At 48.8% G+C, this 18,166-nt stretch carries 15 protein-coding genes; 3 read left to right on the plus strand and 12 right to left on the minus strand.

Features of this window, described 5'->3' with window-relative positions:
- Window positions 1-180: 180 nt before the first annotated feature.
- Both trfA and G006_RS0103260 read right to left on the minus strand, forming a co-directional pair.
- A complete protein-coding gene (gene trfA / locus G006_RS0103255) occupies window positions 181-1,050 on the minus strand; it encodes a plasmid replication initiator TrfA (RefSeq protein ID WP_020481729.1) in 870 nt (289 codons plus the stop codon).
- A gap of 10 nt (window positions 1,051-1,060) precedes the next feature.
- Window positions 1,061-1,531 (minus strand): hypothetical protein, encoded by a 471-nt coding sequence (locus tag G006_RS0103260; RefSeq protein ID WP_020481730.1) that lies wholly within the window; start codon window positions 1,529-1,531, stop codon window positions 1,061-1,063.
- 131 nt (window positions 1,532-1,662) lie between these two features.
- On the opposite strand from G006_RS0103260, the gene mobH reads away from it, so the two are divergent.
- The 3 genes from mobH to G006_RS0103275 are packed head-to-tail and all read left to right on the plus strand — an operon-like array spanning window position 1,663 to window position 6,535.
- Window positions 1,663-4,065: a MobH family relaxase gene (gene mobH / locus G006_RS26870; RefSeq protein ID WP_020481731.1), complete on the plus strand. Its 2,403-nt coding sequence runs from the start codon at window positions 1,663-1,665 to the stop codon at window positions 4,063-4,065.
- Window positions 4,062-5,906, plus strand: a complete 1,845-nt coding sequence (traD, locus tag G006_RS0103270; RefSeq protein WP_020481732.1) for a conjugative transfer system coupling protein TraD — start codon at window positions 4,062-4,064, stop codon at window positions 5,904-5,906. The genes mobH and traD overlap by 4 nt, the downstream gene beginning before the upstream one ends.
- Window positions 5,903-6,535 (plus strand): DUF4400 domain-containing protein, encoded by a 633-nt coding sequence (locus G006_RS0103275; RefSeq protein WP_020481733.1) that lies wholly within the window; start codon window positions 5,903-5,905, stop codon window positions 6,533-6,535. The genes traD and G006_RS0103275 overlap by 4 nt, the downstream gene beginning before the upstream one ends.
- A 254-nt stretch (window positions 6,536-6,789) precedes the next feature.
- On the opposite strand, the gene G006_RS0103285 is transcribed toward G006_RS0103275, so the two are convergent.
- The 10 genes from G006_RS0103285 to amoC form a co-directional block, all read right to left on the minus strand.
- On the minus strand, window positions 6,790-7,788 hold the full coding sequence (locus G006_RS0103285) for an IS5 family transposase (protein ID WP_020481735.1): 999 nt from the start codon (window positions 7,786-7,788) through the stop codon (window positions 6,790-6,792).
- 82 nt (window positions 7,789-7,870) lie between these two features.
- Window positions 7,871-8,473, minus strand: a complete 603-nt coding sequence (locus G006_RS0103290) for a hypothetical protein (protein WP_033193891.1) — start codon at window positions 8,471-8,473, stop codon at window positions 7,871-7,873.
- Between the two features lie 186 nt (window positions 8,474-8,659).
- Complete coding sequence (ftsH, locus tag G006_RS0103295) at window positions 8,660-10,564, minus strand: ATP-dependent zinc metalloprotease FtsH (RefSeq protein WP_020481737.1); 1,905 nt, start codon at window positions 10,562-10,564, stop codon at window positions 8,660-8,662.
- A gap of 98 nt (window positions 10,565-10,662) precedes the next feature.
- On the minus strand, window positions 10,663-11,526 hold the full coding sequence (gene hflC / locus G006_RS0103300; RefSeq protein ID WP_020481738.1) for a protease modulator HflC: 864 nt from the start codon (window positions 11,524-11,526) through the stop codon (window positions 10,663-10,665).
- Window positions 11,523-12,680 carry an FtsH protease activity modulator HflK gene (gene hflK / locus G006_RS0103305; RefSeq protein ID WP_020481739.1) on the minus strand — a complete coding sequence of 386 codons (1,158 nt, stop codon included), beginning with the start codon at window positions 12,678-12,680 and terminating at the stop codon, window positions 11,523-11,525. Before hflK ends, hflC begins: the two co-directional genes overlap by 4 nt.
- A gap of 38 nt (window positions 12,681-12,718) precedes the next feature.
- A complete protein-coding gene (locus G006_RS0103310; RefSeq protein WP_152428789.1) occupies window positions 12,719-13,981 on the minus strand; it encodes a sigma-70 family RNA polymerase sigma factor in 1,263 nt (420 codons plus the stop codon).
- Window positions 13,982-14,593: 612 nt separating this feature from the next.
- Window positions 14,594-15,490, minus strand: a complete 897-nt coding sequence (locus G006_RS0103315; RefSeq protein ID WP_020481741.1) for an alpha/beta hydrolase family esterase — start codon at window positions 15,488-15,490, stop codon at window positions 14,594-14,596.
- Between the two features lie 48 nt (window positions 15,491-15,538).
- A complete protein-coding gene (locus G006_RS0103320; RefSeq protein WP_020481742.1) occupies window positions 15,539-16,144 on the minus strand; it encodes a hypothetical protein in 606 nt (201 codons plus the stop codon).
- Between the two features lie 669 nt (window positions 16,145-16,813).
- The gene (locus G006_RS0103325; RefSeq protein ID WP_020481743.1) at window positions 16,814-17,095 is read right to left on the minus strand and encodes a hypothetical protein; all 282 of its coding nucleotides are present in this window, start codon (window positions 17,093-17,095) and stop codon (window positions 16,814-16,816) included.
- Between the two features lie 258 nt (window positions 17,096-17,353).
- The gene (gene amoC, locus G006_RS0103330) at window positions 17,354-18,142 is read right to left on the minus strand and encodes a bacterial ammonia monooxygenase, subunit AmoC (RefSeq protein WP_033193892.1); all 789 of its coding nucleotides are present in this window, start codon (window positions 18,140-18,142) and stop codon (window positions 17,354-17,356) included.
- Between the last annotated feature and the right edge of the window lie 24 nt (window positions 18,143-18,166).

Below are 18,166 nucleotides of genomic sequence, written 5' to 3' on the forward strand. Positions count from 1 at the left end.
AACGTCGGCCTAATGCCGTGCTTTTTGTCGGTCTAATGCCGTGCCCGTCGGTCTAATGCCGTTACCTTGTCGGCCGAATGCCGTGCCTCCGTCGGTCTAATGCCGTATCCGCGTCGGCCTAATGCCGTATCGAGAGGCTTCGACCGACCCAAAATAGCGTCGGTCTAATGCCGTGCTTTTTTAGTGTTGTTTATCTTCCAAAAAACGTTGCTGACTGGGCGTCGGTTGGCGTTTGATCTTCACCATATCGTCAGCGAATTCAAAGCTAGCCAAAGTATCAATGCTAACCAAAGCCTCCAACGCTTTACCCAACCGATATTTGAAATCGCGCAGGGTTTTTGAGCCACTACCGCTCAGTCGGTGAATGGTGATAATTTTCATCGGGAACGGCGCGGCATGGGACGACAGGAAACCGTGTAACCATAAGGCCAAGGGTTGTTTGCGCAATTTCTGCCGCTGTTCGAATTCAATGTAGGTGTAGCCCTCCTCGAACAGGCGCAGCATGGATTCGGTTAATTCCACCACGTAGCGCTGCGTCAGTTCGTCACGGTAATAGCGCAAAAAGCCTTTTTCACCGAAGGCATCCCGGCCGTGAAAGGTGATTTCGACAAAGGCGCCGCCCAAGCGCGCCATCGATTCTTTCAACCATTCATGTTGGCTTTTGCCGCTACCGCGACCCAATGCCGTCAACAGGGCATGGGCGCTGAAGGTCACGCTAAATCCCGGTAATTGTTGCCGGGACAAGTGCACGATCTGCATCCAGACATCAAGGTCCGATTGATTGAGTTGTATGCCGAGGTAACGAACCTCGATCCCATCGACCGCAGCCAGCAAAGTGCGTTTTTTGTAGGCAATGCGCTCCTTGCCTTGGATGCCGGCGAACAATGCGCTCCGTAAGCAAGCATTGGGCGTACCGCGTATCGCCGACGGCCAATTGGGCAAAGACGTCAAGGGTTCGACGACCCGCAATTTGGCCTTTTTCCGCTCCGTCAGAGATTGAAAACGTTCGGTGAGATTATCGAGCGAATGGTTGGTGGTATTTCTGTCCATGACAGCCACCTCACTTCTTCAAGCTGCCTGGATGACAACCATGACTCATTACGTTGTGCGGAATTGGCATGGTTTTGACTAACGCCTGCTCCTCCGATGTCATATCGAGCTGATGATGGCAATATTTTCGCCAAGCACGTTCTATGACCAGTGTATCGTCATCCTGGCGATCGGGAATGTGCGACGCGCTGACATCGAGAACGCGATCCGATGAGTCGTCACTTGCCACGTAAACGCCAAGCGGCTGATCGACTTGCCTGACGACGTGTTCAATTGATGCAGACCGTAATACCGAACCGCCCAATCCACCTGTCTGCCAGGCATTATCCAGGCGCCAGGGTTGTTCGGGTTGAACCGGCACAATCGATTCGATGACGGTCTCGCTCACGTGTTCGGCGGCATTGGGCCGATTCAGCGAATTACAGGCCGTGCCGCACACTGCGGACACAAGACAATGGATTGCGAGCGATTTGGATTTCATGAGAGCTCCAGGGGTAATTAAAGGGAGCTCGTTACACTAAACACTCTTTTGCGAAGCCTGCTTGCAGCTGACGTCGAATTCGTCGCCAGCTGCAAGCGACGATTGAGAAATTCCCGGCAAGATGCGGCGTTATGGAAAATACGCCTTCGACGCTCATTACTCGCATCCGCCAACGTCTGTTTGGCGTCGAGTCCGCGCTTGTCGCTCCGGTTGCGACAACGATGGATGAAGACGTGCCGCGTTACCCACCGTTCATGAAGGGTCTGCCGGCTGCGCCTGTGGAACGCATCCTGTCCGGTCAAACGGAATTGATTGCTGCTATCGAACAGGCGCTGGCCCTGCCGGATAGTCTTTATCAAACCATAGCTGCGCCGGTCATACGCCGCTATGCCGCCTTCAGCCACTTGTTGCCGGCTTCCGAATCGCATCATCATCGCGGCGCCGGAGGCTTGTTTCGGCACGGATTGGAAGTTGCCCATTGGGCCACTTTGGCTTCTCAAGGCAGTTTGTTTGCCACATCAGCATCACCCAAGGAACGAAAAGCACAAGAATTACGCTGGCGTCTGGCGGTCTGTTTTGCCGGGCTATTGCATGACATCGGCAAACCGGTTGCCGATATCGCCGTGGTCGACACACAGGGGCAACATACCTGGAACCCTTGCGATGAAAACATCACCGACTGGGCTGTACGAAATGAGATCTCCCGATACTTTCTGCGCTGGCGGGACAACCGCCATAAACGCCATGAACAGTTTTCTGCCTTGGTGATCGAGCGCGTGCTGACTCGCGAAGCGCGCACATTCATTCTGGAGTCCGGCCCCGACATCATGCAGGCCATGCTGGAAACCATTAACGGTTTGGACCGCGGCTCCAAAGTTTACGCACTGGTGATAACCGCCGACTGCAAAAGCGTGGAACGGGATCTGAAAGCGCACTACCAAAACATCGACTCGGCCTTGGGCATGCCTGTGGAAAAGTACCTGTTCGACGCCATGCGCCGATTGGTCAAGTCCGGACAATGGACCGTCAACGAAAAAGGCGCTCGGCTATGGCGTTTTGAGGATGGCCTGCATATTGTCTGGCGTGCCGGTGCGCAAGACATCGTCACATTGCTGGCCAAGGACAAAGTGCCCGGCATTCCGCGTGACGAAGATACCTTGGCGGACATTCTGATCGAACGCGGCTTGGCAATCCCTAAGTCCTGGCCGGATGGCCGGCAATACCGTTATTGGCAGATGCAGCCTGAAGGCTTGGAAAATACGCTGTATCTGTTGCGCCTGAAATCCGCGGAACTCATTTTCAGCGGCGAGCCGCCGCTCGTTGTTGTAGCGCGCGAAATCAACGAACCGGATGCGACCATCGTTAAAGCCGACCCCGATACGAATCAGGCACGGCAAATCAGCAAACCGGCAAAAGCCAAGAATGTCGCGGCTCTGAAGCAATCCCAACGCACTGATAATCCGAAGCCAGTTGAGCCAAAAGAACCCCAAATAGAACCTGCTCATGAAACCAGCGCTGAACTCGAGCTACCGATCCTCGAATCGGCGCCAGGCATTTTGAATTCCTTGCCATCAGATCCCGATCAAGGACTGTCGCAATCCAAATCAACCGATGACGCCTCTTCGTTGTGTCAGACAAAAAAACCGAAAAACAAAACGCCAGCCAAAACGCCCATCACAGAAAAATCTGATTCAGCGACAAAACCCGATCTCGCCACGACGGATACGAAAAGCATTTCTAATCCGGTCGACAGCGCCAAGTGCTGGTTCGAAAACCACGGCGATGCCGGCCAATGGCTAATGGACATCGCCAGCATGCTCAATCAAGGCCAATGGCAATTAGGCAGCGATATTCTGGAAGTTCAGGACAAATACTTGCTGCCGTTTCCGGCGACGGCTGAAAAACTCGCCGTCGATCCGCCCCAGTTCATCAAAATCCTGGAGGACAATGGTTGGCTGGTGACCGACGTCCTGTCGCCGATGCGTAAGGTACAAACCATCCAATCGGTCCGCGGCATCCTGCTGGCATTGGAACCGAGTTTGGCGTTGAAGGCATTATTGAAATTCCAAGCCAAAGCCACGCTTACAGCGTCATCTCCGCAATCTCCAAGTAGCAATACTGACAAGACCGGAGATCAACTTAAGGCTTCTCAGTCTCAAGACGCGACGCCTCTGGAGACTAAGCCTGTCCAGCCCAAATCAAAAGCGATCGGCAAGCAAAAATCAATCAGCAGCAAGGCGTCAGACAGTTCGGTCAATTCCGAACCTGATAAGGCAAGCGCTCCCCTAACAACCCCACCGGCAAAACCCGGAACAATCGACTTGCTGATAACACATGTGCGGCAACAAAACATTCCGCCCAATGAATCATCGCCAGACGGTCACTGGCACACAGTGTCCAATACCGCGCTGGAACAATTTTTAACGCAACATCCTACGATCAAGCGCACTCGCCTGATGCTCGATATCGCCAACCATCCGGATTGCCGCTCGGTCAGCGCCACGGAAGGCATCCAGGTTCGGTTACGCCCATGAAATCCGATTACGACTACCAGTTTCCCTGGCGGCCGATCTTCGAGGTGTATGCCATCTCGGGTTGGTTGGGCGGTGCCGGATTGGCATATTGGACCAATCGCTGGTCGGGCTTGCCGCGCGAACCCTTCGATTGGCTGATGACGGCGTGTGGAGTGATGGCGTGTTGGCGGCTGTCGCCGGCGTTGAGTCTCTGGTACCGCAAACACCGATTGCGGCAGTTTCGGTTCCAATATCTGGATGCCGAAAAGCTGGTAGCGATGGTGAAACATCATCCCGAGGCCTTGTGGTTCGGCTGGGGATTCGATTGGGTGCAAAAGCATGCGCAATTGGCCTATGAGATTTTGAAACGCGATGTCTCGACGCTGATTCCCAGCGATCATCAACGTATGGGTTCGGCCTGGATTCATGGACTGGAAGTCTCCGAAGGCGACATTCGCCAACCCTTGCAACATACCGCCGGCCATACATTACTGGTCGGTACCACTGGCGCCGGCAAAACCCGCGCCTTCGACGTGTTGGTGACACAAGCTGTATTGCGCGGCGAAGCGGTGATCATCATCGATCCCAAAGGCGACAAGGATTTGATGGCCTGCGCCAAACGGGCTTGCGCCTTGGCCAAGCGCCCGGATCGCTTCGTGTATTTCCACCCGGCGTTTCCGGAAGACAGCGTGCGCCTTGATCCCTTGCACAATTTCAACCGGCCTTCGGAAATCGCCAGCCGCATCAGCGCCATTTCGCCTAGCGAAAGCAGTAACGACCCGTTCAAAGCCTTTGGCCAAAAATCGCTGGATAACGTGATTCAAGGCTTGATGGTGATCGAAGAACGGCCAACCTTGGTCAAGCTGCGTCGTTATTTGGAAGGCGGTCCTTCGACATTGGTGATTCAGGCCCTGGAACGCTATTTCGACAATAACCTGGGCCATTGGCGCCAAGAGGCGCGGCCTTACCTGAAGAACGCCAAGGACATCGATTCCAAAGCCGTGGGTCTGGTGCGGTTTTACAGAGAAGTCGTGCAGTACCAATTGCCCAATTTGGATTTGGAAGGCCTGTTGTCCTTGTTCGAACATGACCGGGCACATTTCAGCAAGATGGTCGCCTCCTTGATTCCGATCATGAACATGCTGACCTCCGGTTCCTTGGGGCCTCTGCTATCGCCCAATCCGCATGACGTGGATGATTTGCGTCCCATTACCAATACCGGCCACATCATTGAAAAAGCCCAGGTCGCTTACATTGGCTTGGACTCGTTATCGGATGGCATGGTGGGCAGCGCCATTGGTTCGATTCTGTTGGCCGATTTGGCCGCCGTTGCCGGTGATCGTTACAACTACGGCGTCTCGGATAGACCGGTGAATGTGTTTGTCGATGAAGCGGCTGAAGTCATTAACGACCCCTTCATTCAAGTGTTGAACAAAGGCCGTGGCGCCAAGATTCGACTGTTCATCGCCACCCAGACCTTTGCCGACTTTGCCGCCCGCACCGGTTCTCAGGACAAAGCCCGGCAAGTGCTGGGCAACGTCAACAACCTGATCGCGCTCAGGATCATGGACAGCGAGACTCAGCAGTACATCACCGACAATCTGCCCAAAACCCGCTTGAAATACATCATGCGCACCCAAGGCGTGGCCACCAGCGCAACCAATCCCACGGTGTTTTCCGGCAATGTCGGTGAGCGCCTGATGGAAGAAGAAGGTGACTTGTTTGCGCCGCAGTTACTCGGACAATTGCCTGACTTGCATTACATCGCCAAGTTATCCGGCGGCCGCATTGTCAAAGGCCGCTTGCCGATACTGCGGTCGGAACTGAATCGACAACGGGATCACCAAGGTGCCAGCTCATGACCCGCAATCTGTTGTTCAGCCTGATGCTTTGGCTACTGGAAGTGATCCTGGTGGCCAGTTTCGTTTCCGACCGCTGGACGCGTGAACTGCAACGGGCCGAAGACCGGATGATGATCGCCTATTTTGGCGCCGATAAAGAATCACAGATCAGTAAAACCGCGCAACGCTGGTTTGATCGCTTATTCGTTACCACCGGCATCCGAGAAAGCGTGTTCCGCTACTTCATCCCGACCGAGCGCGAACGGCAGATGTCCAAAGGTTTCGAGGATGTGGGCCGTAACGATTTGTTTCCCTTCATCGAAAGCCGGCTCAACGTGCTGTGGGACACGATCTTTCAAATGATCAAGCGCCTGACCACGGCGTGTATTTGGTTACCGTACCTGGCGGCCGCCTTGCTGCCGTTTGTCGTCGACGGACTGGTGCGGCGCAAGATCAGCCAGACCAATTTCGATTACCCCAGTCCCATGGCGCATCGCTACAGCCTCTATCTGATCCTGGGAGCGCTGTATCTGTTGCTGGTCAGTTTGACCTTGCCGTTTCCGATTCCGCCACGCGCCGTCCCGGTGGTTTTTTTTGTTGTCGCTTACGCCATCAATGTGTTGCTAGCCAATACACAAAAACGGATTTAAGGACAAAGCATCTGCCGGTCTGAGTAGGATATTTCGCGATATTGGGCGCGTATTTTTAGAAAGATTATTCTCGCTTTTGCAATTCGAACAGATAAATCTAACAATGCGCTCATCTTTCTCTTAAGGAACCTCTGAAAAACTGCCATTTTGAGCGGCAGTAATTTCCAAGATTGGTCAAAGATTTCAATAATCGACCGTTTTTTCATCAAACGAGCCGGTTTTTCTCGAAAACAAGCCCATTTCCAAGCCTATTTTCAAATTCCAGGCGCAATGAGGCATCGACGCTCATACGCATCACCGCGCAGCACATTGGCAATCGCGGTTAAAAAGGTTAATCGGGCGGCGTTTTTGGCTATACCACGATAGCGATTCTTGGCGTAACCAAAGCGGATCTTAATGTCTCGAAACACGTGTTCGACCTTGGCGCGGCGGCTTGCCAACTCTCTGGCTGCCGCCCGCAGTAACTGAGCCTCTTCGCTGTCGTCTTTCGTTAGCTTAGTCAGTTTGCCAGGGCGCATCGCAATCACGCAGATCGGTGGATTTTCGGTGGGCATCTCGGGGCGCTTGTCCAAGCCTTGATAACCGGCGTCACCGTGCACGAATTGCTCTTCGCCGTGCAGCAAGGCAGCCGCTTCGGCTACGTCGCTTACGTTCCCTGCGGTGACTTTGAGCGTATGCACCAAGCCGGTTTCGCTATCGACGCCGATGTGAAATTTGCTGCCGAAAAACCATTGATTACCCTTTTTGCTGGAATGCATTTCGGGGTCACGTGACTGGCTTGTGTTTTTGGTCGAGGTCGGCGCGGCAATCAGGCTGGCGTCGACGATGGTGCCGGCTCTTGAAAACAGCCCGCGTTCACTCAGCGTTTGGTTGATGGCTTGGAAGATTTGCTCGGTCAAGCCGTGCTGTTCCAGCAAATGCCGAAATTGCAAAATCGTGCTCTCATCGGGCACGGCTTCCAGGCGAATCCCACAAAAACGTCGCAGGGACTCAATCTCGTACAGCGCGTCTTCCATGCCAGGATCGGAGTAGTTGTAGACAATCTGCGCTACGTGAACATGAAGCATGGCATTCAAGGCAAACGGCTTGCGGCCATACCCTTTACCGGATGCGTAATGCGGTTCAATCACCGCTCCCATGACTGACCACGGCAACAGCTCTTCGAGTTGGTTCAGAAACTTTTCCCGCCGTGTGAGTTTACCTTTGTTGGCGTATTCGACATCCGCAAAACTAAGTTGTTGATACTGTTCCATGCGCGTTATCTCGAAATCAGGGCTGTTGCTGAATTATATCGCTCGCCGGTAATTAATCAGAGGTTCCTTAACCTTTAAAGGCTTAGATTTTAGATTCGGCGTGAGTTCTTCTGACTAATTTACCTATTGTGCGTTTGAAGCGCGCATTGGTTAAATATACTAAATAAAGAATAGTCAAGAACGCGACTATGTATATACCGATTTTACTTTTGCTGGCTGGTTGCCCTACCCCTGCCTTAAAGTTCATGTGCGCATCCAGTCTATCGCCGTTATCTTGCAGCAAGGTAATATGAATCAGATATTTGCCTTGTTCAGCTACTCCATCCGGCATATTTAATACCACGGTTCCGGACTTGTGTTTCTCGGCTTCCGAAAAGAAAACCCGTTTTCCTTCAGGCTCCTTGGTGACTTCAAATTCGATCGCCATGTTGCGGTAACGCTGATCTTGGTAGTCGAATACCAACTGCGTCAGCGTGTTGATATCGGGAAGGCTGCCGCAAAAATCTTTAGCCGGATAAGCTTTCGGTTGATAAGCCGTGTAATGCAGCCAATGATCTTTTTCCAGTTCGAACTTGCATTGGTCGGTATCTGTGCCGGCCGCACCGCCGTGCGCCCAAAGAATGGTTGAAAAAATCATCCCCAGAAATCCAAGGAAACTCTTTCTGAATATTTGTGTGGTTTTCATAGACCTTCTCCTAAACGTTAGTTACTGCTATTAATCGAGCCGAATCACTCAAGCCCAATATGGAATAATCAAAAGTAAAAAATAAACCAATGTAAATTTTCATCAATATAAAAAAAGCCATGTACATATAGATAATGAAATTTATAAAAATTGGTTTTACCAAAAATTATCTAATTAAAATTAGACTCAAGATAATGCAAATATATTTTGAGCTAATTGGTCGTTTTCAACTTCTTCTGAATTCTGATTTGTTTTTATGTCATCAATGCTCGATTCATGAATTTCAAATATAGGCGGCGCAATAATTTTTCCTTGCATCAATTCATCAATTTGAAATTTGTCGATGGTTTCCCAATCCAGAAGCGTATACGCCATGTTGTGCAGGATCTCGATATGCGCTTTGAGAATGGTTTCGGCGCGTTGGTAGTTGCTGTCCACCATATGCCGGATTTCTTCGTCGATGATCTGTGCCATTTGTTCCGACATCGGCTTGGCTTGTGCCCCCATGTAACCGCCTTCGCTATCGCCATAGTCCATAGGCCCTAGCCGCTCCGACAAACCCCATTTGGTGACCATATTCCGGGCCAGTTGCGTGGCTCTTTGGATGTCGTTGGAGGCGCCGGTGGTCACTTTGTTTTTACCGTAGATTAAGGCTTCCGCGACCCGGCCGCCGAACAGACTGGATATCTGGCTTTCCAGCTTGTCTTTCGAGGCGCTGTACTGATCGCGCTCGGGCAGGAACATGGTGATGCCCAAGGCGCCGCCGCGCGGCATGATGCTGACTTTGTAGACTGGATCATGCTCGGGAACGATGCGGCCGACGATGGCGTGGCCGGCTTCGTGATAGGCGGTCATCAACAACTCTTCGCGGCCCATCACCATGGTGCGCTTTTCCGCACCCATGATCATCTTATCGCGAGCTTTGTCCAGGTCATTCATGGTCACCACCCGCTGGTTGTGGCGAGCGGCGAACAGCGCGCCTTCGTTGATCAGGTTGGCCAGCTCGGCGCCGGAAAAACCGGGGGTGCCGCGGGCCAGGTCGTTGATGTTGACGTCGTCGGCCAGGGGAACCTTGTCAGCATGAACCTTGAGGATTTGCTCGCGGCCTTTGATGTCCGGCAAGCCGACCTGAACCTGGCGATCGAAACGACCCGGTCTGAGCAGGGCTTTATCCAGGACATCGGCGCGGTTAGTGGCGGCGATGACGATAATGCCCTCGTTGCCGCTGAAACCGTCCATTTCCACCAGTAACTGGTTCAAGGTCTGCTCGCGCTCGTCGTTGCCGCCGCCCATGCCAGCGCCGCCGCGCTGCCTGCCCACCGCATCGATTTCGTCGATGAAGATGATGCAGGGCGCGCGTTTCTTGGCCTGCTCAAACATGTCCCGCACCCTGGAGGCGCCGACGCCGACGAACATTTCCACGAAATCGGAACCCGAGATCGAGAAGAATGGTACTTCGGCTTCGCCGGCAATAGCGCGCGCCAGCAGGGTTTTGCCGGTACCCGGTGGGCCGACCATCAGCACGCCGCGCGGAATCTTCCCCCCAAGTGCTTCGTATTTGCCGGGATCTTTCAAAAAATCCACCATTTCCACCACGTCTTCCTTGGCTTCCTCGACGCCGGCCACATCCTTGAAACGGACTTTCACCTGATCTTCCGCCATCAGTTTTGCGCGGCTTTTACCGAAACTGTTGGCGCCGCCACTCGCACCCATTTGCTGTTTGCGCATGAAGTAAATCAATACCGCGATAAACAGCAGAGTCGGCGCCCAGGAGATTAAGATAGTCATGAAGGTGGACTGCACGGGCGGTTTTTCGACCTTGATTTTGACGCCATATTCCAGTAATTCGTCGATCATCCGCGAATCGTTGGGGTTATAGGTGGCAAACCGGGTGCCGTTCTGGCGGTGGCCATCGACATAGTTGCCGTTGATGGTCACTTCCGTGACGGCTTTTCCTCGCACATCCTCTATAAAATCCGAATAGGAGATGTCGTAATGCGGATCGTAATTCGGCAGACTGCGGCTGAAAATCGCATAAACAACCAGACCGATGGCGGTAATGATCGTCAGAAAAATTAAAAGTTTTTTCATGGAAATGCTCCGCATCAGGTTCAGTGTCCAGGGTTCAACGTTCAAAAAAATTGGGTCAACAATGTGGATGTTTTGAGTCTTGTACCTTGTGTACGGACCTATTTTTCATTATTGAAATATCTGAAAAAGTCAGAATCCGGCTTCAATACCAAGGTGTCGTCGGTCTTCTCGAACGCCGTCTGATAAGCCTGCAGGCTGCGGTAAAAGGCATAGAATTCGGGATTCTTGCCGAAGCTTTTGGCGTAAATATCCGCCGATTGAGCGTCACCACGGCCGCGGATGTTTTCTGCATCGCGTCGGGCGTTGGCCAACAGTACCTGCCTCTGCTTGTCGGCTTCGGCACTGATCGATTCGGCGCTTTCCGAGCCTTGCGAGCGGAATTCCCGCGCGACCCGTTCGCGCTCGGCGCGCATTCTTTGGTAAACCGAACTGCTGACTTCCGGCGGCAGATCGATGCGTTTGATACGGATATCGATCAGCTCGATGCCGAATTTACCGGCTACCGGCGTCAGTTTGGTCAACAGGGTTTGCCGCAGTTCGGTGCGGTCTTCGGAGATTAGCTGCTTGATGGTACGGAGACCAAATTCGCCGCGCATTGCATCTTTCAGGACTTGCTCGAGACGCAGATTGGCTTGATAGTCATCGCCTCCAACCGTGGTGTAAAAGAGACCCACATCACCGATTCGCCACTTGGCGAACGAGTCGACAATCACGTTCTTCTTTTCGGAGGTAAGAAAACGCTCGGACTTGGTGTCCAAGGTCAGTACACGCGCATCGAATGTACTAACGTTATTGATGATGGGGGTCTTAAAGTGGAGTCCCGGCGTAAACTCTGAAGCGACCATTTCACCGAGACGAAACAGGATAGCCTTTTCATGCTGGTTGACATGAAAAACCGACAGGTAAGCCAGTACCAGAAGGGGTACAAAAGCCGGCAATAGCGTTATGGTTTTACTGTTCATGGTCTACTCCGGCTGGGGCGCAGTTCAGTGTTGGTAGCCGCTTTATGAGAAACGCCTTTGTCGTTAGCCTCGCTGTCGTTGTTGACCTCGGGAGCTTGGGGCGTTTTCGCGGTTGCACTATGGCTTGGGGTCGATTGCAACGGCATATAAAACTGCGGCGCGTTGCGTTCCGCTTCAATCATGATTTTGTTGCTGCTGCTGTAAAGCTTTTCCTTGGCTTCCAGGTACAAGCGTTTGCGGGTAATGGCCGGGTTTTTCTCGTATTCCACCAACAACTGGTCGAAACGCTCGGTTTCGCCCTTGGCCTTGGCGACTTTTTCCGCCTCGTAGGCTTGGGCTTCCTGCAACAAACGAGCGGCGGCACCGCGGGCCTTGGGGATGATTTCGTTGCTGTAGGCTTCGGCTTCGTTGATCAGCCGTTGCTTGTCCTCGCGAGCGCGGATGGCGTCTTCAAAGGCGCCTTGCACTTCTTCCGGCGGCTGGGCATCCTGCAGGTTGACGCTGGCGATGGTGATGCCGGCGTGGTAATCGTCCATCGCCGCTTGAATCTCGCGTTTGATTTCGGCGACGATTTCACTGCGGCCTTCGGTGAGGATGAAGTCCATGTGGTTGCGGCCGATCACCGCCCGCTCCACGCTTTCGGTCAGTTGTTTGAGGGTGGCCTCGCTGTCCTTGACGTTGAACAGATAGTCTTTGGCGTTGTTGATCTGGTATTGCACAGCCAGGCGGACGGTAACGATGTTCTCATCGCTGGTCAGCATCAGGGAGTCCTGAGGCAAGGTAGCCGATTTGGTAAAGCGACTGGAATAGCCGATTTCGATAAAGCGATGCTGCTCGACATTGACGATCTTGACGGTTTCGATCGGCAGCGGAACATGCCAGTGCGGGCCGGGCTGGGTGGTGTCGATGTAAGCACCGAAACGGCTGACGACGCCGCGGTTACCCTGGTCGACGATATATACGCCGCTGACCAGCCAGGCCAGGGCCAGCGAGCCGCCCAATACCGCGCCGACATTCTGCAACGATAACCGGTGCTTGTGGTCGCGATAAAAATCGGCGCCGCGTTGGCTGACTTGTTGCCAGTATTTGTCGGCCTCGGTCTTCCAGTCGGTCGGCAGCGTCGGTTTGCTGGTGTTGTGTTTTTCTGACGACATGGTCGCTCCTCTCGTTATCGTTGGTTTACCTGGTTTTTTCAGCCATCGTTAGGCTCAAGAAACGGCATCAGGTCATAACCGAAGTTTTGTTTTAGTTTTTTTAGGGCTTTATTCTGTATTTGCCGAACCCGCTCGCGGGTGACGTGCAATTGTTCGGCGATGGCTTGCAGTGTCATCTCGGTGTGATTTTTTAGACCAAAACGCATATTCAATATCGCTGCTTCCTTCTCGGGAAGACTGGCAATGATTTTGCCGAGGTAGAGGCTAAGGTGTTGGTCAACGAGTTCGTCCAATGGCTGAGGAAACTGATGCTGTATAAGGCCGGACATCAGTGTTTGATCGTCTTTCTCACCGGATAGCGATTCATCCAGGGAATGGGTAGCCTGATAGTAGCTACTGATGGTTTTAATCTCTTCCAGCGATAGTTCGCAGCGGGCTTGGAGTTCCACCAGACTCGGCCAACGCTGGTGTTCGAGATAGCAATTTCTCATTGCCTCGAACACTACTGAGGCTTTTTCGGCCATCGCAATCGGAAGGCGAACCACTTTTTCCTGCTTGACGATCAGTCTGGATATGGCTTGTTTGATCCAGAACACCGCATAGGTGGAAAAGCGTATCCCTCGACTGGGATCGAATCTGTCCACCGCTCTGATCAAACCGATTACCCCTTCCTGCATTAAATCGTCAAAACTTAAGGTGCTGGTTTTGTATTTATACGCAAGAAAAGCCACAAGACCAGTATTGGCGCCAATCATTCTTTGTCGGATGTCTTGCAAATGACGGCGGGAAGTTGCCAACTCAACTTTATGGGCGATGTCGTTGGGATATGTATGTAAAGTTCGATCGGCAATCCGAATCAAAAATGCTGGAAAAAAATGTACATCTTCCAGACGAACTGATTCCGAACCGTTACCAACAAAAAACTGATTTTTGTTTTGTAAGGGGAAGTGCGAGGTGAAATGGGATTTTACAAGATCGTTATTTTGAACAATCTCCTCGTCAACGGTTTTATCATTAATATTGAATGAATAATCGACACTTTCACCTTTGCTAACCAATAGTTGATCAATCAAATAACCATAGGCAATAGGATTTTCTAGAAGTAAGCGCAGAAGTTCATTTTTTGCCTTCTTCATTTCCAAAGCCAAGTCTTGGATAGCTAGGGTTGGTTCCTGGCCAGACAACTTAGATCCGACTTTTATATCTATAGGCTGATTAGATAAATCAACGAATGACTCTCCTGAGGTTGGAACAGAGCCTTCTGTGACTACACTTATTGGATGAAAAAAGCCTAATGCCATGACTGACTCACTAAACACGGATTAAAATGGTTTGTATGCTATCGCTGATCGCATAACTTCAGCGTACTTTGGAAAAATCTTACTGAGTTTTAAAACATCTGTTAAATGTATAAACTTTATGAGGTCATTATTAATATTCATTAAAATCAATTATCTGTTGTCATTAGTCATCTACTAGGCAAATCAAAACAGGGCCATGATCAAAGGTTTGTTAACAAGAGCACTGATATTAGTGATAATAAAGGCTTATAGTTTTCTTCTAATTTTTAATTAACTAATTGATTTCGTGTATTTTATATAAATTTATAATATCACTATAACTCTATCATTCTATGAATATCTTTGATCTCACTGACTTGAATAAATGTTAAGAAATAGGATGCATGAATAGCTCCATCAGATACCACAAGTAGAAATTACTTTCAACTATCACCCTTGGGGAGTTTATATAGCTGATAGATCTACTAGCGGTATTTTGTTTCTGATGGAGCTAGTCATATATCTTTCTTAAATTATCTAAAATAGCAACATATCGCTAGATAAAAATAAAACAAGGAAACATCTAGGAAAACTGATTTTTATTTTATATAACTATTTATTTTCAACGCGAGTTCATAATTTACCGACTCTATCAACGGACTCAGAAGTTATAAAAAAATCGATAACTTGGGTATCAAGCTGAGGCCATTGCGAATGTGGTTGATCACCTTCGCAATATAAGGTTTTTACTCCATTGGCACACCCTGAATAAGAGATGCAACCATCACCTTGCTTATCCGGAATCGGATCACATTTATTACAAGATGCCCACCAACCGGCCGATTGCTGACCAAATCCTGGGAACAGTCGATCTTTACTGCTATGCATGATCATCACCGACAAGGGCTCTGGACATTTGCGGTCACGTAGATCCTCATAAGTAATACCAGCAGCACTAGGTGCAATAGCGTGTGGAATGTGTCGTGTTCCCGTCATAAACGCTAGCGCCATCGCCGAAGTCCCTCCGTCTGAATGCCCTGTGATATAAACCTGCTTTTCATCAATACACCATTTTTTGGCCATCAAATGCGGAATTGTCCCTAATTCCACAGTGGTGCTAGGCGATAACTCCGGATGATCGGCATAGGCGACGATAAAGCCTGCGCGCGTAGCAGGTAAGGTCAATCCCGTCGTCTTCTCCGTTTTGGCGCGATTCGAACCCGCCGGTGAAAATACCAATAATAATGGGTGAGCAATAGAAGGGTCATAATTAAGTGGGGTGCGGACGTTGTATTTAATGCCGTTTTCGGTCGATTCGCCATAACTGGCACCAGAATCGCCCTTAAGCTGATCAGGTTGACAGCGGTCTTGATGCATTTGGGGGTGATAGCTGGCTTGCCCCAGTTCTACCGAATCGCCACTATGATCCAGACCCAACATGAAAATCACAGCCACGACAGGTAATCCGAATAACACCTTCCACCACTTATTTCCTTCAAGTAGAAAAGACTTTAACTGATTAATATTCATAGCCGTGCCTCTCTTATTTGTTAGATTTGGTTAAATAGCTTTAGCGGATTATGTTTCGGGAGTGTGATTGGGCGTTTCCTTCTGTGCCACCCTAAACAATCCATAGACCATTAAAAACAGGCTGCCAATTATCACAAGCTGTGGCATATAGCTTTTTCCTGGCAGCGACTCCAATCCTACGGAGAACGGAATATGTGAATCTAGGCGCTTATCCTTGTCGACGATAGCGATATGCGCCAAGTAATGGCCCGCACCATATTGGCTGAAATCGACCGAACCATTTGTTGTACCAGTTTTAATCAATTGTGGTTCCTGATAAAAAATCCTCGTACCTTCGGGCTCTTTAGTAATCTCAAATTCGATATTAAGATTTCGCAGACGTTTACCTTCGTAATCGAAAACCAATTTAGTAGGGCCAAGTCCAGGAATAATATCGCAATATTCCGCGTCACCCGTCAGCGTTGGAGTATATGCCGTAAAATGCACGCGTTCAAAGCCAAGCCGAGTTTTACAGGCGTCAACCTCTTCTTGTGCACCACGATGGGCATAGGCATTTATTGACGTTAGTCCCGACAAAACAAGGATAACCGCTAATTTAAACCCGGAACTTTTAATGCCGTATGCCGACAAGTATTCTTCAAGACTAGTTTTCATTGGCTTATCCTCTCTATCTTCATCGCACTTCGAAAAATTCTTTTATAAGGCATGATGTTATGCTCCTGTAATCAAAAAAAAGGGTGCCATCGTTAAACGTGTCGACTATGTTTCCAACCGTTTTTTGACATTCATGTGAATTTCGACTTACATATAGCTTTGCGTTAGAAGAGAAATACGCCTCAGCAATATGTAACAGCTGCTTGATCCGTTAAATGGAACAAGATAACCACGAAAGATGTTTCCCCTGTCTATTTTTTACAGCCAAGAGCACAATAGAATTAGCCAATCATCATTTAAAAATTCTCATTTCGAGCGTCATACGGTAAATTAAAAATATTTTTACTTCATAGATTTTTCGTATAATTATTCAACTTTCGAGACATATATAACAACATATTTTATGCCTAGTAAAATATTTATTTTCTATGATTAAATAGGTTTTCCCTATGCAAAAACTTTAATGTTAAAACAATGTAAATTCGTTTTACCTAGAAACCGATATAAATATTTTTCGTTAATATGCCACAAGCCAATTATTATTCTACATGCAAGCGTTCGTAAGAGCTGAGCGTTAATCGGCTTATAAAATTTGCTATTTTTATAAAAAAACAGATTACACAATAATAATCATAATATTATTTTATTAAATATTTGCAGAGTGCTATTTCAGCTTTTATCAGCACTGTTAACCAGAAACTTCCAACGTATCAATGCCCCCACCAAAACCCCGAAGGCCATTGCTAAAGCCTTGATTGTAATACCGGTTTTCATTCGATGTATAAAAAACGCATGTCCTAAAACTGGTTTTATAATTCCATATAGACAAAAAATACTAAAAATATAATAACTAATAACACCGATTGCCATCCACAAATACCGATTCTTTTTTGCTTGCTTTGCAGATTTAAAAAACCAGACTGCAATAAATATTGCTCCAATTGCCAACATGATTAATAACTCGTTAATTTTATTTTATAAAACACTGAGAATGCACTATAGCTACTATTTATTTAAATCAGAAACCACAGATATCAGCAGTCATCATTAGTTTATTATGAAGCCATTAAAGTTAATACATAAACAATATAGTCATTAAATAGCATAATGATTTATTTTATAAAAATAAATTCGTTAAGATCATATACCCAGCCAACAATAGATTGTTATTGTTGGCTGGACCTTTTATATGTGATTTTTTGTAATTAATTAACGTTTTTTGGAATTGTCTTGATTGATTAGTTCGGTTAGTTCGGACATGCGAGTTACTTGTTGCAACAAAATACCTCCAACAGCAAGTGCAAACCACACACCGATAACGAAAGCATAATGCATATAAGCACCAAACAGTTCTTCTCTAAACCAAAATGTATGCCCCCATTCGTTAAAGCCAACAGCAACAAAAATCATAAAGGGGCCCGCAACAGCCAAAGTCAACGGTAGCGAAACGTTTTTGGCAAATAATGGTAATTGGGTACGCGCATATAACCATGATGAAACTCCCATGATGGTATAAAACGGAAAGCACAGATAAAATTCAACGACATGATTGGCGGTAAAAATGTTGTCGCGAATAGCAGCTTGATGCCAGGCATTATCTTGTTCGGCAAAATAACTACCTGCCCAATAAACTGAAAAGGTATAAATGCTGATCCACATCGTCAGATTCAAATAACGTCGTAATTCCTCGCGTGGAGATAGTTGATCAAGATGTAGATCACGGTTTTTCCAAAAATAATAGCCAAGTGCACCGATCAAACTGAGTTGAAAAATGACTTCTATATAAAACAAATTCATCCAGTATTCCTCAAAAAGAGGATCGGTTGAATCTAAACCCGTAGCAGCACCAAAAGTATATTGATAAGCCGTGATCGATACGTACATAAGCAAAATTGCCAAGAAAGACACAGCGTATCGTTTAAAATCCTTCAGATACCACTGTCTATCATAGGTTTCAGTGCTGGATGATGAAATAATTTTATCAGGTGCAGTAACCATAATAATTTCCTGTTTATATGTAGA

It is taken from the genome of Methylomonas sp. MK1, from assembly GCF_000365425.1.
Classification (GTDB): domain Bacteria; phylum Pseudomonadota; class Gammaproteobacteria; order Methylococcales; family Methylomonadaceae; genus Methylomonas.

Excerpts from the sequence above, each read along its gene's own strand:
- trfA (WP_020481729.1), bottom strand. The coding sequence starts at position 1,050 with ATGGACAGAAATACCACCAACCATTCGCTCGATAATCTCACCGAACGT.
- G006_RS0103260 (WP_020481730.1), bottom strand. The coding sequence starts at position 1,531 with ATGAAATCCAAATCGCTCGCAATCCATTGTCTTGTGTCCGCAGTGTGC.
- mobH (WP_020481731.1), top strand. The coding sequence starts at position 1,663 with ATGGAAAATACGCCTTCGACGCTCATTACTCGCATCCGCCAACGTCTG.
- traD (WP_020481732.1), top strand. The coding sequence starts at position 4,062 with ATGAAATCCGATTACGACTACCAGTTTCCCTGGCGGCCGATCTTCGAG.
- G006_RS0103275 (WP_020481733.1), top strand. The coding sequence starts at position 5,903 with ATGACCCGCAATCTGTTGTTCAGCCTGATGCTTTGGCTACTGGAAGTG.
- G006_RS0103285 (WP_020481735.1), bottom strand. The coding sequence starts at position 7,788 with ATGGAACAGTATCAACAACTTAGTTTTGCGGATGTCGAATACGCCAAC.
- G006_RS0103290 (WP_033193891.1), bottom strand. The coding sequence starts at position 8,473 with ATGAAAACCACACAAATATTCAGAAAGAGTTTCCTTGGATTTCTGGGG.
- ftsH (WP_020481737.1), bottom strand. The coding sequence starts at position 10,564 with ATGAAAAAACTTTTAATTTTTCTGACGATCATTACCGCCATCGGTCTG.
- hflC (WP_020481738.1), bottom strand. The coding sequence starts at position 11,526 with ATGAACAGTAAAACCATAACGCTATTGCCGGCTTTTGTACCCCTTCTG.
- hflK (WP_020481739.1), bottom strand. The coding sequence starts at position 12,680 with ATGTCGTCAGAAAAACACAACACCAGCAAACCGACGCTGCCGACCGAC.
- G006_RS0103310 (WP_152428789.1), bottom strand. The coding sequence starts at position 13,981 with ATGGCATTAGGCTTTTTTCATCCAATAAGTGTAGTCACAGAAGGCTCT.
- G006_RS0103315 (WP_020481741.1), bottom strand. The coding sequence starts at position 15,490 with ATGAATATTAATCAGTTAAAGTCTTTTCTACTTGAAGGAAATAAGTGG.
- G006_RS0103320 (WP_020481742.1), bottom strand. The coding sequence starts at position 16,144 with ATGAAAACTAGTCTTGAAGAATACTTGTCGGCATACGGCATTAAAAGT.
- G006_RS0103325 (WP_020481743.1), bottom strand. The coding sequence starts at position 17,095 with ATGTTGGCAATTGGAGCAATATTTATTGCAGTCTGGTTTTTTAAATCT.
- amoC (WP_033193892.1), bottom strand. The coding sequence starts at position 18,142 with ATGGTTACTGCACCTGATAAAATTATTTCATCATCCAGCACTGAAACC.